A 14,018-nucleotide genomic window follows, 5' to 3' on the forward strand; every position below is an offset into this window, starting at 1 on the left:
TTCTCACCTATTCCGTTCCTCCTTCTCTATCCATCGCTGGCATGAAGCGCCGGCCGCCGCCGGCGCGTCTGCATACGTCATTGATTCATATAATCTTTGACTTCTTGAGTAATCTTATCACCGCCTTGACTCTTCCAGTCAGCTACGAATTTATCGAAATCATCTAGAGGAGCAGCGCCCATGATGATTTTCAAGAACGTTTCGTCCTCCAGCTTTTTGAGATTTGACCAACGGCTTTCCATCGTTTTTGTCTGCGAGTAAAGCACGCTGTATACTTTGTTGTAATCCTGCTGCAGGGCAGAAGATCCTACAAGAAGCGAGTACATACGGCTCCATACACCTGTGTCAGCCTGTGGATCCCAATATTGGATATCCATGTTGTCATAAGGCTCTTTTTTAACCTTCTTTACGTTCTGAATATCGGCCGCAAGCAGCTTATAGCCAGGATCTGTAAATTCCTCCGGCGATTTCGTGCCAGCCAAAATGTCTTCCAGCGCTTTGGCGGAATATTCGCTTTCGTCCGTGTAAGACATCGGTACACGTAGTGGATAGTGCCCGACAGGAACTGAAATATCGAATTTGGATTCGTCGCGAACAAGCAAGTTGAGCATTTTGACCACCGCTTCTGGATGCTCGTAGCCTTTCCTTACAACAACGAACAACGTGGATGGCGCTCCCATATGTGCGTTGAATTGCCCATCTGCGTCAAGCGGGAGCAAGTAGGCTTGCCAATTGGCATTCGGATCGTTTTTAATCGCATCCGGCAGCGGACCGTAGCCCATCCACCATGGAGCGAAAAAGATTCCTGCTTTTCCGTTAACCACAGGCTCATAAGCGCTTTTTCGGATCCCGATTTCTTTATCAATCAAGCCATTTACATACAGGTCCCGAAGCTTTGCGAGCGCTTCTTTTGTCTCCGGTAATATAGAGCCGTATTCGGGATTGCCCGCATCATCTTTCAGCCAATAACCGGGAAACGATTTGTAGGCACCAAAGATCGGATCAAGGCCAAACGTATTGTTCGTGGATTCGAGGGCATTCGCATACAACCTCGCTCCATTCTGCTGTCCGGCAATTGCAATGGTATCATTCTGTCCATTGCCGTCCGGATCTTGTTCAACAAACGCCTTCGCGACTTTCTCCAGATCGCCCATCGTTTTCGGAGGCTCGAGCCCAAGCTTATCCAACCAATCCTTGCGAATCCACATCTGATGGACGCCATCGGATTGAACCTGGATGCTCGGAATTGCATACATTTTTCCGTCGAATGTAACTGCCTCATTCGAAACGCCATTCGTCTTCTCCATGAAATTTTTGATAGCCGGAGAAGCATATTGATTGAATGCTTCTGTAAGATCCTCTAGCTGGCCAGCCTTCACCATGGCTCTAAGTTGTGTATCCTTAACGATAAGTGCATCCGGCAAATCGTTGCTGGAAACCGCAAGGTTCACTTTTTGGTTATAATTGGTGCCCGTTGCCGCTTGCCATGATACTTTCGTATCGATGTTCAAATTTTCCATCACATAACGTGAATACTGGTTGTCTTCCGGCGTGTCTCCTGCAGGCAAGCTTTTGTCTGTAGGATCTACTTCCTTGCCATACGTAAGCGTGATGGTCTCACCGTATTTGCCGAAAGGATCAGCGGTTTCGGCACCTCCATTTGCTGATGCAGGAGGAGTGTTAGCAACGTTCCCTTCACTTCCCTTATTGCTGCAAGCGCTTAACAGTACGAGCAGGACAGCCATAACGGTTAACACATATTTCTTGCTCATTTGTTGTCTTTCCCCTTTCTAGTCGCAATCAATGTGGTCAAGCACCATCAATATAACACGGCTTAAATCCATCAAAGGATAGAACCAAGATCGAGACATAGGGGGATACATGGACGAAACTTCAGCTTACCGGTCATTTGTCCCCCTTACGGGAATCATGACTCTACCTTATCTTATGTTGCTGCCGATATTCGCTGGGAAGCATGCCTGTCTGATCGCGAAAAGTCCTGCTGAAATATTTTTCATCCGCATATCCCGTATGTTCGGCAATCCAGACGATCTGCTTGGCCGTTTGGGCAAGATATTCCCTTGCCTTGTCTATACGTACCTTGCGGAGATATTCATTGAAAGAGTGTCCAACAACCTCCTTAAAGCATTGGTTGAAGTAGCTTCGACTTAGATTAACCCGTTTGGCGACATCAATCGCAAATAAAGGAAACGCAAGCTCGTCATGAACAATCTTTACGGCTGACATAATACTGCCACTCACCTCCCGGCTCAGCTGCAGATTGCCTGTCAGCGTCAGAGCCAGCCTCCTGCAGGTCTCCATCCACTTTACGACGTCCCTCCAACTCGCTAGCGTATCTGGAAGCAACATACTGTTTAGCGAAATTGCTCTAAATAGACGGTTCCAATCTAACGTAAATCCGTAGAGCAATTGCATCAGTTTTGGAACAGGCAGCATCAGCTCTTTGAGTCTGTCCTGCATAGCATGAAAACACTGGTCATCATAGACCCATTTGAATGCATGCAGCATCTCCTTCGCGAGTTCAGCTTCGCCTTCACCGGGCTTTGCAATCTCTTCCTGCAGCTCATAGACAGACTTTTTAATCGGAAGGGGATCATAATCGTCATATTCATAAAACAATTTATTCTGCTTGTAATTTCGCAGCAGCTTATACAGATCGGTCCACATTATGCCGTTTGTATCCCGAAGCTGAACTAATCGCCAATTTGCGTTATAGGTTTCGCTTGGCGGGGTCGATAGCAAACCATTACTAACGTCAGTACCAGGCAGCTGCTCCTGACTAGCGATCGGCGACCATATCCGAATCTGCCCGTCCGCCTCAATCCTCCAATCCAATGAAAGAAAATCCTGTTTTTGGCTAGGAACGATCGGCTTGTCTCCAAGCTCCAAAAGCGCGTATACCTCATTCGTAAGGGAAACGTCACTACCGATCGGATGCCGCTCAACGATTTGGCTTCGCTGCTCTTCCAGCATACGTGTATGAATGCGCCTAAGCACCTCTTCGAACTGTTCTTTCTCAAGCTGAACCTTCGCAATATAATCAATGGCGCCTAGGCGCAATGCTTCCTGGATATATTCGAAATCCTGATGCAAGGTCAGTACGGCGATAGCCACCTCTGGATAACGCTTGCGGACGATGCGGATCAACTCGATTCCGGACATGACCGGCATTGCCAGATCGGTCATGATTAGCTCCACCCGATTAACTGCCAGAAATTCGAGCGCCTTTTCTCCGTTCGCTGCCTCTCCGACGACTCTCATTCCGTATGCTTCCCACGGCATGACGGACATGAGCCCCTTTCACACGAGCTTATCGTCATCAACGATGAGCACATCAATCATGACTGTTCATCCTCCTTCGCAATGGGAATCTGAATGACGATAACCGTACCCTTGCCAAGCTCGCTTGTTACCGCAAGACTTGCATGGCCATTATAGTGAGATTCCAGCATCCGCTTCACGTAGTTCATCCCGATTCCCATGCCTACAAGATGGCGTTCGGATTGTTCTTGTTCAAGCAATGCTAGGATGGTTTCTTCGGAGATGCCTCCACCGTTATCCCGAATCTCAATTTCAAGGAAATCGCCCATCGTAACGTCCACTTCAATTCTTCCGTCGTCTTCCAGACCGTGATACAGCGCATTTTCAACCAACGGCTGCAAAATAAATCTTGGAACGGACATATCGAGCAGTTCATCATCTACCTGCAAACGAACATCAAAGTGAAAATTGTACCGAATTTGCTGAAGAATAAGGTATTGCTTGAGCGAGTCGATCTCTTCCCTTATCGTCGAGTTGCTATTTCCTTTGCCTAGGTTGTAATAAAGAAGTTTGTTCAATGATGTGACAAGCCGATCAATTTCATCCTGTCCGTTCATTACGGCAAGCCAATGCGCGGTGTCCAGCGTATTCATTAGAAAATGCGGATTAATCTGATAGAGAAGCTTCTCGATCTCAAGATCCGCCCTGCGTTTTTCCTTGATCTCTACCTCCGAATAGAGATGTGCGATTTGAACCTTCATATGCTGAAATTGGGTTAACAGCGATTCAAATTCCGGTATTCGCGATTGGGTCGTTACGGCATTGAAATTACTGTTTGCCATCCATCTGATCTCCTTGTTGAATTTGGAGAGAGGGCGGTAAACCATCTTCCAAAGCAGCCAACCGATGGCTAAGCTGACTGCAGCAAATAGAACCGCAAGCACTAGCATCTGCATGAGCCAGCGATTCTTCTCCCGGTTATAGTCGGATTTCGCAATGAGTGAGACGACGCTCCATCCTTGATTGCTAGTTTGGCAATACCAGTAATAATCGGAAGTCACTCCGGATTCCAAAGACGGGGATTTCCAGCCTGGAAACCATGTGTTCTCAGGAAATACGCCATTTAACTCGCTATATGAAATTCGTCCGTTATTATCCAAGATCAGATGATCAGTATGTTTGCTGACACCATCAAGATCAAGCACGCTCTGCGTTAATTTAAAACCGGATTCAATATAGACATAAGCATCTTCCCGCTCGGGAAGCTCCACTTTACGCAAAGCGGAAAAAACGTATTGATTATTAAAGCGATCATTGCTTATGTGGGGGCCAAAGTAAGTAATACCGTAATATTCAGCTATGATAGGAAGATTTTTAATATCGAAAGACTCCTTCACCCCGATATTTTCGAAATGGATGCTGCTGTCATTGCGGAAGTAATACATGGTCAGTCCAATGTTCGGATTAGTGAACGTAATCAGATTAAGCTGATATTTGATCTGATCCGTAAGATAGCTGCGATCATAGGGCTTTTCGGCTGTCAGGAACAATTCCAGCTGTTTGCCAATGTTTCCTTCAAAGGCAAGCTGTTGAGAAACGTGATTCAGATTGCTCAGCGTATTCTCAAACGAAAGCCTTACCTGCTTCAAGTTGCTTTGAATGCCGGATTGCAGCTTCGTGTTCAGAATCGACGTAATGGTGTTATAAGAAACATAGCAGGTGAAGATGAATGGAAGTAACGTCGCGGCAGCAAATAGCAAGAGAATCCGATTTTTCAATGTCATGCGATCCATATGTGACTTTCGTTCAATCTCCTTCTTCATGTTCTCATCTCCGTCTTGGAAAACTACCCAAAGATCCCTGGATGGCTCACCCAGGGACCTTCAGCATTTTTTTGCAGAAAAAATCATTATCATTCGTTTTGAAACAAAGCTGTTTGATGAACGTTCTAGTCATTCGAATCTGTCATCAGTAACGCAACCAAACATTCATTTCCCCCGCTTGGCGATTTCCCCATAAATAATAAGGGATCGCCTTGAAACGAACCGGTCTGGTCTGCTTGCGGAGCGGTTGATACGGTTGATTCTCCGTCCACGCGGATTCATCCACCACCTGCCCGTCACCCTCCACTACGATGCAGCCGCCTAACAGGTCGGCAGCTATGGTCTCCGTCAATTTCGGCTCCCCGGCTATTGATAATGAAGCAATCGGCAATCCATTATCCGCTTCTTCGACGCAATATACGAGAGGGCCGCGTTGGATGGCTGCCTTCCCGGCATCCGCCCTGATCTGCGGATTGGCGGCAATAAGCTTCGTCTCCAGCGGTAGCAGCCAAGCAATCGTATCGCCATCCGACCAGCTTCGCGCAACCTTCGCATAACCGTTTTCCACTCGGTAATCCAGCTCGGTTCCGTTCACTTTCAATAACGGGCGTCCGTCTTGGAACCAGTTCGGGATCCGCAGCGCAAGCTCGAATGCGGCGCTGTCGGCAGCGCCTGACAACGTGATGGAAAATTCGATATTGCCGTTCCATGGCAGCTCGGAGCGCTGGCGCAACATCACCTGGCAACCGCTAGACTCAAAGCCGATTTCGCTGCCAATAAAAAGGTGAGTGAATACTTTGCTGCCGTCATCGGTTACATCATAGATATAATCGCTAAGCGAGCTGAGCAGCCGTGCTACATTAGGCGGGCAGCAGGAGCACCCAAACCATGGTTGACGCACTGGCTTCACGTGAAACTTATCGGGATTTTTGGAGCTTGCCTCCGGCCAAACTTCCAGCGGGTTCACATAAAAGAAATGCTTGCCGTCCTTGGACATGCTGCCGAGCACATTGTTGTATAGCGCTCTCTCCATTACGTCCGCGTATTCGCTTTTGGCTTCCAGCTGCAGCATCCGGCGTGCCCAGAAGATCAAGCCGATTGAGGCGCATGTCTCTGCATAGACGGTATCATTAGGCAAATCGTAGTCGAACGAGAACGCTTCTCCAAGATGAGTCGCCCCAATTCCGCCTGTGATATACATCTGCTTTCGTGTCGTATTGTCCCATAAGCGTTCACAAGCTTTGCGCAGCTCATCGTCATCGGTTAGGCGCGCCAGATCAGCCATTGCCGTGTACATGTAGACAGCCCGTACAGAGTGACCGACGGCAACCGATTGCTCGCGAACTGGTAGATGACTTTGATACACTTCAAGATTAGGTGTTCCTTCCGACCAAATACCGGTCTTTCCTCGGCGTTCCCATTCTTCAATAAAATAGCTTGGTTTGCTTCCGCGCTCGTCTATGAAATAACGGCTCAGCGTCAAAAAACGCTCTTCTCCCGTAACCTCATATAGCTTAACCAATGCTAACTCAATCTCTTGATGCCCGCAGTAGCCGCGAATTTGATCCGGTTGGGTGCCAAACATACGGTCAATCAGATCAGTGAAACGGCGTGCAATGTCAAGCAGCTTGCTCTTGCCCGTAGACTGGTAATAAGCGACAGCCGCTTCGATCAGATGGCCTGCGCAATAAAGCTCGTGGGCTTCGTGAAGATTTGTCCACTGCTTTCCCGGCTCCTTAACCGTATAGTAAGTGTTCAAATAGCCATTTCCATGCTGCGCTTGTCCAATTAGATCGATAGCGCCGTCTGCGATTTGCTCTAATTCAGGGTCCGGATGATGCCTGAGCGAAAATGCAACTGCCTCCAACCATTTGTAGAGATCACTGTCCTGAAAGATCCAGCCCCCAAATTCGCCTTCCTCCAAGCCTGCAGCAATCCTGAAGTTACGAATGGCATAACTAGGCGCCGCCCCATCAATCCTATCGTTAAGCGCTTCCCATTGATAAGGGATGACTGTATGTCGAATTAGCCCTGAATAGTCTTGCCAGAAATGATCCTGAATGTCAACTTGCGTTTTCTGCATATTGATTCCTCCTATACAATTTGACTCTTAACGTTTTCAATTATATGCTTTACCTTACTGGTGAAATAGAAATGATTTAACCTTTTTTTTATAAAAAATAACACAGAAAGGAAAGGTTAATTTTGAGCGAAGAGTTAATCGTTGAGTTAAAAACACCGCCGATTCCTTATTATTTGGGATCCGGTTGTTCAGAATTCCAGATCGGAGATCATCACCCGAACAGAAAAAATCTTGGCATTTACGATCTGTTGATCGTGGCGAAGGGAGAACTGCGTATAGGAGAAAACCGTCAGCAATGGACGCTAACGAGAGGAGATGCACTGCTGCTGTTGCCTGAAGGAGAGCATTACTCGGTCAGTCCTTGCTCGCAGGAAACCGTTTTTTATTGGGTCCACTTTGAGCATTCGAAACAACGGGAACCGAACCCGAAAAACAATCAAAAAGGAATTCTGTATTCATCGCGGCCTTTCGGCAATCCTTACGGGCTTCGAATCCCGAAACATTCACGGCTTTCCAATCCTGAGCTGTACTTCGATCTGATTAAACAATTGCTGGCGCTGCCAATCAACGACTCTTTCTGGGAGGAGCAGCGCCTGCTGGCCGAGCTGCTCGCCATGCTCGAAAAAGAAGGCTTGAACAACACACGTTCAGTAGCGGACCGTTTGGCGGAACAAGCGGCAGCATACATACAAAAAAATTACAAAGAAAAAATCACTAATGAAATTTTGGCTTCTGCCTTGCATTTCCATCCGAATTATATTGTTCGGTGCATGAAAGCAAAGTATGAACTTACGCCTAACGAATATTTGCAGGAGTTCCGACTGGAGCGTGCGAAACGGCTGTTGGTCACAACGGAATGGCCGATCGAGCGTATTGCGGAGGAAGTCGGATTCCGTTACTCCCCTTACTTCTCAGCTTGCTTTAAGCGCAGCGTAGGTCTATCTCCGATCCGTTTTCGCAAACAGTTTTTGAAATAACCGTTCGAAAATGTCTCTGTTCATAACTAAAATATAGCGGCTTGCCTGTTCATTATCACGCAACATGACATTTCTTCTATCCCTTTTAAAAAAAGGGGGAATACGGAAACATGTATTGAAAGTCAAAAACCCGCCAAACCAAGCGGTTTGACGGGCGGAATGCTATCCTTAATCCTCGAACGGAATAAAATTTTCAATCATTTCCCATAAAGCGTTAGGAAGCAGCAAATCCAATTGATCGCCGCGGTATAAATTTTTCTTGATAAGTTCCTCTTTGTCATCGCGCACTTTCCGAACCCATTCCGGATCCAAGAGCAGTCCTCTAGCGATCGCGACAAGCTCTACTCCGGTAGTTAGCGCTATTATGGCATCCTCCGGCGTTTTTATTTCGCCTACGCCGATTACGGCCGTACGGTCTCCGACGACTTCTTTAACAATTTCCATCCGGGACCGGGTATCATCCGTCCCTCGACGTGGCTTTGACCAGAATTGATGAAGGGAAACATGAATATAATCCAATCCCTGATCCGCAAGCACATCGACGTTTCGCATAGTATCTGCCATCGTCAATCCGTTCGTTTCTGCTTCCTCCGGCGAGATTCGGTATCCGATGATAAACGGCTTTCCGCTTTCTGCCACTACTCTTTTGACTTCGCTAATAACGGCAAGCGGGAAGATCATTCGTTTTTCTGGCGTGCCTCCCCATCGATCCATACGGCGGTTGTAATGGGGAGAAGTAAACTGCTGAACCAGAAATCCGTTTGCGCCATGAATTTCGACTCCGTCGAAACCAGCTTCAATGGCCCTTCTTGCCGCATCTCCGAATTTCTTGATGATCTCTTCAATTTCAGTATCGGATAACTCGCGCGGCAGCGGAAGTTCGGAATTGTCCGCCACTACGGCGCTCGGCGCTTCACCTGCTCCGTTAGCCCCCTCATGCAGTAATTGCATAACCGCAGCTGCTCCGTGGGATTTCAATACGTCGCTAAGCTTGCGCAGACCCGGAATATGTTCGTCGGTCTCCACGGCGGGCAAGCCCGGATAGTGAGTACCTTCTTTAATCGTCGTAGCGGACGTAATGACCATTCCGACATCTCTAACCCTCTTATCGTAGTAAGCCAATTCCTCCCTCGATATAAACCCTCCCGGCAGTGATCCCAAATGACCCATTGGCGACATGACTATTCTATTTTTCAAATTTTTGCCGCTCCGCAGATGAAGCGGTTCGAAAATCTTTTTGTAAGCCTCTTTCATTGTATGTTCTCTCCTATTTTTCAACCAGACTTCAGTCCGATTGTCGAATTTTTAACGCTTGTCCATCTGATTTATTGTTACGTCTTCCGTAAAAAGCTTTACTAAAGATGGTTATTGTTAGCCAACATTGGTGAACAACCTCTTTTCATTTCGTGAGGTAATGAGGTTTCCGATGCCTCGCGGTCAACTATAACAGGTATTTATTTTTATCATAAGAAGGCAATTTTTTTAAACATGCTTTATAAAAATAAAGTGATAAAATACGGCACCATGGGGAGAACAATGCCTTGTTGTCATGAGTTTTGGTATAGCCTCGTCATTTTGTCCGCGCCTAAATAAAACCACCAGCACAAATCAAGTAACCGCATTTCCTGCTTACTCATTCCAAGCAAAATGAGTCTCTTTGAAAAACAGCATTACTTGAAACTAAACCGGCTACCATGGCTTTATTTTTATAAAGCATGTGTATAAAAATAGCGTTCTTATGGGGAAATCGAATACCTGTTATAGTTGGTTCCGAAACAACAAAAGCTTCGTTAACCATCTTTTTGGAAAGAGGCGAGTCAACTATGTAGGCAAAGAAAAAACCTTCTATGACAACCATGTTAATAGACGAACAAGAAAGCTAAATTAACAGACTCAATACGCTCGAGAAAAAAAACGTAACGGATAGACATGGGTTTAAATACGGGGGAGCAATTCATACTGTGATTGGAAGCCTTGATGGAGCAGGTCCTTCAATTCAACATGGACATATGCCGGAGATTGATTGGAACGATGAACAACTCATGAAGGTCAATTGCGCGAACGAAGATTTAATTCGGATGGATCCTCTCGCTAACTGGAACCCATCCAAACAAATATCTTTGCTTTGATAATAAGCCGTCAAAAGAAAAATCATTGGATTGCTTGGCCATCTTTATTGCGTTGATTTTTGATCAGTTGATTCCCATTCCCGTTTCCAACGATTTATTTCCTGAAATACGCTCGAGAAGGCATCTCCCTTTTCCGTAATCGAATATTCAACTGACACCGGAACGGTGGGAAATACTTCGCGTTTTATCATTTGATGCTCTTCCAAGTTTCGCAGCGTATCGGTTAAACCTTTTGTATTGACATTGCCTAAATTTCGTCGCAATTGATTAAAACGCTGAGGCTCCTTTAAGAGCTGCGTAATGACTAAAAATGTCCATTTTCCTGAAAGAAATTGTAAAACTTCAGAAATCGATTCAATACAAACAGTCTCAAACTTCGGCGTTTCCAAATGGATCATCTCGCATTCATTTCATAGTATTAGACTAAAAATTAATCGTAGTGAATTGAATTGCAGTATAGTCAAAACCATTTGAAAAGTCTACCGGGAAAATGCAATACGTTCATAAAAATCTAAACACGGGGGAAATTTATTTATGAATATCGAGACAAAAAAAGCAGATTTGTTATCCACGTTTTATTTCAGGCACGCAACCAAAGCATTCGATCCGGCGGAAAAAATATCAGATGAGGATTTTCGATTCATTCTTGAGGCGGGCCGCTTATCTCCGAGCTCTGGAGGCAATGAGCCTTGGAAATTCGTGGTCGTGCAAAGTCCGGAATTCAGAAAAGAGCTCGCGCCGCTCGTATCCGGCGCAATGAGGTCGCTGCCAACATCGAGCCACTTCGTTATCATTTTGGCCAGAAAAGGGCTCACTTATGATTCTTCGTACATCTTGGAGCAGCAGACCAAAGTAAAGGGCATGCCTTTGGACGTTTTTAAAAGTATGCGGCAAGCATACGCACAATTCTATGACGACCTTCATCTAGACACCGAGCGGACATTGCTGGACTGGTCTTCGAAGCAAACGTACTTGGCAATGGGCAATATGATGACGGCCGCGGCGCATATCGGCATCGATTCATGTCCTATCGAAGGCTTCGATATGGATGCCGTTAATAAACTTCTTGACAGTAAAGGGTTGCTTGAAAACGGCCAATTCGGCTTGAGCGTGATGACCGCATTCGGCTATCGCTCCAAAGAACCGGTGCGTGCCAAATCAAGAAGGACCATGGAAGAAATCGTTCAATTCGTATAATCCCAAGTAATCAAAGGCTTTCCCGCTTTCGAGTACAATCATACAAAGGATGTGTTCGCATGTTTAAGAACATGAAGTATATAAACAGTATTATTATTGGCGTAGTTATTCTAATTTTCATACTCTCGGGATGCTCCGGGCAAAATAATGAAACAAAACAAGGAGCTCAAACAGAGCAAGATATTATGGCGCTGCAAGCAGCGAAAATCGCTGAACTTGAAGACAAATATGTACGCATGGAAGATATTGAGCAAATCAAACAACTAAAAGCCCGTTATTTCCGTTTTGTCGATGAGAAAAAATGGACTGAATTTGGGGAGCTGTTTACAACGGATGCCAAATTGGTTTCCGATGGCCAAGATTACTCCAAAGGCGGGCCAGCCGCTTATGGGAAAATGATCGGGGACCTTGTAGGTAAAGCACCGACGGTTCACCACGGATATATGCCTGAGATTGAGATCTTAGACAAGGATAACGCCAAAGGTATTTGGGCTATGGAGGATTTGCTGACCTTCCCTAACGCAGAAGGCGCTTATCCCGGACATCACGGGTACGGCCAATACCACGAATCGTATAAAAAAGTAGATGGCGTCTGGAAAATAAGCAGCACGGAACTAACACGATTCCGCGTGGATCCTCTTGATAACTGGGACCCGAATACAGATCCCGTAACTGGACAACCTATAACCGGAAAATAATCTGGTTACCAAATTGATAAATATAAAAATACCCCGATAGACGCTCAACAGAGCTCTAAAGGGGTATTTTACTGACTTCTTATCCGATTACCTCGACACCTGATGGCACCTCATATTCGGTTCTTACGCTTCCGTCTTCTTTCCGTTCATGCCTCACATGAATGATGCCGTGCGGCGTCGGATACGTTCCCTCTGCCCAATCCAAATCATTCAAATGCGGACGGATCGTTACCTTGCGGAAACCCGGTTCCGCCGGCGCAATGCCGAGCACGTATTCCGACAACCAAGCGGTAGGGCCGGATGCCCAGCCGTGGCATAAGCTATGGCGATAACCTTTATAGCAATAACCGCCATATGTGCCGTGAACGTCGATTTTCCCAGGCGGTGTCAATTCATCGATTCGAGCGGCATTCTCCATCCAATCGATATCGAAATCTTCCCAGAACGTCGTCGCACCGAGCTCCAGCATCCCTCCCCAATAAGCGCGGATGCTGTCCATGCAGCCGGCGATGTCGCCAGCTTCGGCGCGGGCCCGCAACATATAATAGCCATAAAAGGTCGAATAGCCTCTCGGGGCATTCGGGGCAATAACCTCGCTGTTTGCTTCGGTTAACTCCAATAGTCCGGCAAGCCCTTGCAGCGCAGCCGCTTGTTTGCTAAAAGCGTGATGAGGCGCATCTTTGCACAGCCTCTGCTCAAGAGACTCGCAAACCTCGAGCGTCTCCTGCTCACCGAGCAGTTTACAGAGCCGCGCCCCTGCCTGCATCGCTAGAACGAACAGCGCATGAACGCCAGCCGTTACGCCTCCTGGATTCGATGATGCAGGCCAATCGAGGAACGGCCGGTACACATCAATCGTTCCGTCATGCCTGACCTTTCCTGCCAACTCATGCAGCAGCCCGGTCAAATAGATGCGCTGTTCCCGCAAATACGCCTCGTTCCCATGCTGCATATACCAATCGTGTTGAACGAGCAGCCACCAGATCGAGTAAGTAGGCATATCCATGAACATCGGCAATGGCGACCGATCCCGTTTGAAATCCAAACTGGAGGGCACGATCTCATGCTCGCCAAAAACAGCGCTGATCGTTGCGACTTCCGGATGCATGTCGCCGGTCCATACCATCCGATCCCGTTTGATCCCGTCCCAAAGATAATCCTGCATATTCAAATGAACCGTATAGGCGCCAGTTTCCCATATCTTATCCAAGAGAGCATCACTGCTTCTAAAACTACCTTTGTACGTAATGTCCCGGTATACATGCACGGCTTGTACACTTTGGAGCTCAAGCGTTCCTTCGTCCAATAGATCAATCCGCGCAAAACGAAATCCCGTCGTGCCGAACTCGGTTGTCCCAAGCAGACTGACATTCACCACACTGTCGCGTGCCACATGATCATTGGTAGCGTTGCCCGGACCTCCCAGCTCACTCATCGCCTCCATGGCAGATTCGCCAAACCGGATACGAATCCGAACGCTCCGCGACGGGAATCGCCCCTCCACAACCGAAATGCGAATGCCGCCATGCAGCTCCAATCCGAAATCCAGCAGTAATCCCGGCGCTTCCCCTTTATGGATAAGCACACACGCATTTGGTGCTTCTTTTGTCACCTGGCCCCCGTTCGAGCCGAGCAGCCCTTCCGGATTGCGCAGCTCAGATGCAGCTCCGCTTTCGGTCATCCAGACAATTCGCGTTGGCTCGACATATGCTCTGGTTCGTCGGTCGATGGCTATGCCTCTCTCAAGCAGCGATCGCATGCTCATTTCAATATCCCCCTTCTACCGATTCATCATTTTGGATGCAAAACATATTGGTTAACAAATGGAG

The 14,018-nt window shown here is 47.0% G+C and carries 10 protein-coding genes; 3 read left to right on the forward strand and 7 right to left on the reverse strand.

The annotated features are described in order from the left end of the window. Positions 1-77 precede the first annotated feature (77 nt). The 4 genes from AC0YN3_RS24765 to AC0YN3_RS24780 all read right to left on the reverse strand — a co-directional run bounded on the left by AC0YN3_RS24765 (position 78) and on the right by AC0YN3_RS24780 (position 7,188). Positions 78-1,772, reverse strand: coding sequence for an extracellular solute-binding protein (locus AC0YN3_RS24765; protein ID WP_475777604.1), 1,695 nt, complete (start codon positions 1,770-1,772; stop codon positions 78-80). A 163-nt stretch (positions 1,773-1,935) separates the two neighbouring features. Continuing rightward, positions 1,936-3,312, reverse strand: coding sequence for a response regulator transcription factor (locus tag AC0YN3_RS24770; RefSeq protein WP_475777605.1), 1,377 nt, complete (start codon positions 3,310-3,312; stop codon positions 1,936-1,938). 47 nt (positions 3,313-3,359) lie between these two features. Then, positions 3,360-5,105 (reverse strand): sensor histidine kinase, encoded by a 1,746-nt coding sequence (locus tag AC0YN3_RS24775; protein ID WP_475777606.1) that lies wholly within the window; start codon positions 5,103-5,105, stop codon positions 3,360-3,362. A gap of 145 nt (positions 5,106-5,250) precedes the next feature. Next, positions 5,251-7,188 carry a glycoside hydrolase family 127 protein gene (locus AC0YN3_RS24780; protein WP_475777607.1) on the reverse strand — a complete coding sequence of 646 codons (1,938 nt, stop codon included), beginning with the start codon at positions 7,186-7,188 and terminating at the stop codon, positions 5,251-5,253. A 122-nt stretch (positions 7,189-7,310) separates the two neighbouring features. Here AC0YN3_RS24780 and AC0YN3_RS24785 point away from each other — a divergent pair, with 122 nt between their 5' ends. Next, positions 7,311-8,165, forward strand: coding sequence for an AraC family transcriptional regulator (locus AC0YN3_RS24785; RefSeq protein ID WP_475777608.1), 855 nt, complete (start codon positions 7,311-7,313; stop codon positions 8,163-8,165). A 168-nt stretch (positions 8,166-8,333) separates the two neighbouring features. Here AC0YN3_RS24785 and AC0YN3_RS24790 read toward each other — a convergent pair whose 3' ends face one another. Beyond that, positions 8,334-9,419 carry an NADH-dependent flavin oxidoreductase gene (locus AC0YN3_RS24790; RefSeq protein ID WP_475777609.1) on the reverse strand — a complete coding sequence of 362 codons (1,086 nt, stop codon included), beginning with the start codon at positions 9,417-9,419 and terminating at the stop codon, positions 8,334-8,336. Between the two features lie 919 nt (positions 9,420-10,338). Next, complete coding sequence (locus AC0YN3_RS24795) at positions 10,339-10,683, reverse strand: winged helix-turn-helix transcriptional regulator (RefSeq protein ID WP_475777610.1); 345 nt, start codon at positions 10,681-10,683, stop codon at positions 10,339-10,341. A 151-nt stretch (positions 10,684-10,834) separates the two neighbouring features. Here AC0YN3_RS24795 and AC0YN3_RS24800 point away from each other — a divergent pair, with 151 nt between their 5' ends. Both AC0YN3_RS24800 and AC0YN3_RS24805 read left to right on the forward strand, forming a co-directional pair. Further along, entirely contained in the window at positions 10,835-11,491 is a 657-nt protein-coding gene (locus AC0YN3_RS24800; protein ID WP_475777703.1) for an NAD(P)H-dependent oxidoreductase, read from the forward strand. Positions 11,492-11,550: 59 nt separating this feature from the next. Continuing rightward, a complete protein-coding gene (locus tag AC0YN3_RS24805; protein WP_475777611.1) occupies positions 11,551-12,189 on the forward strand; it encodes a nuclear transport factor 2 family protein in 639 nt (212 codons plus the stop codon). Positions 12,190-12,268: 79 nt separating this feature from the next. Here AC0YN3_RS24805 and AC0YN3_RS24810 read toward each other — a convergent pair whose 3' ends face one another. After that, positions 12,269-13,954, reverse strand: coding sequence for an alpha-L-rhamnosidase-related protein (locus tag AC0YN3_RS24810; RefSeq protein WP_475777612.1), 1,686 nt, complete (start codon positions 13,952-13,954; stop codon positions 12,269-12,271). Positions 13,955-14,018: the final 64 nt, after the last annotated feature.

It is taken from the genome of Paenibacillus sp. J22R232 (assembly GCF_056269165.1).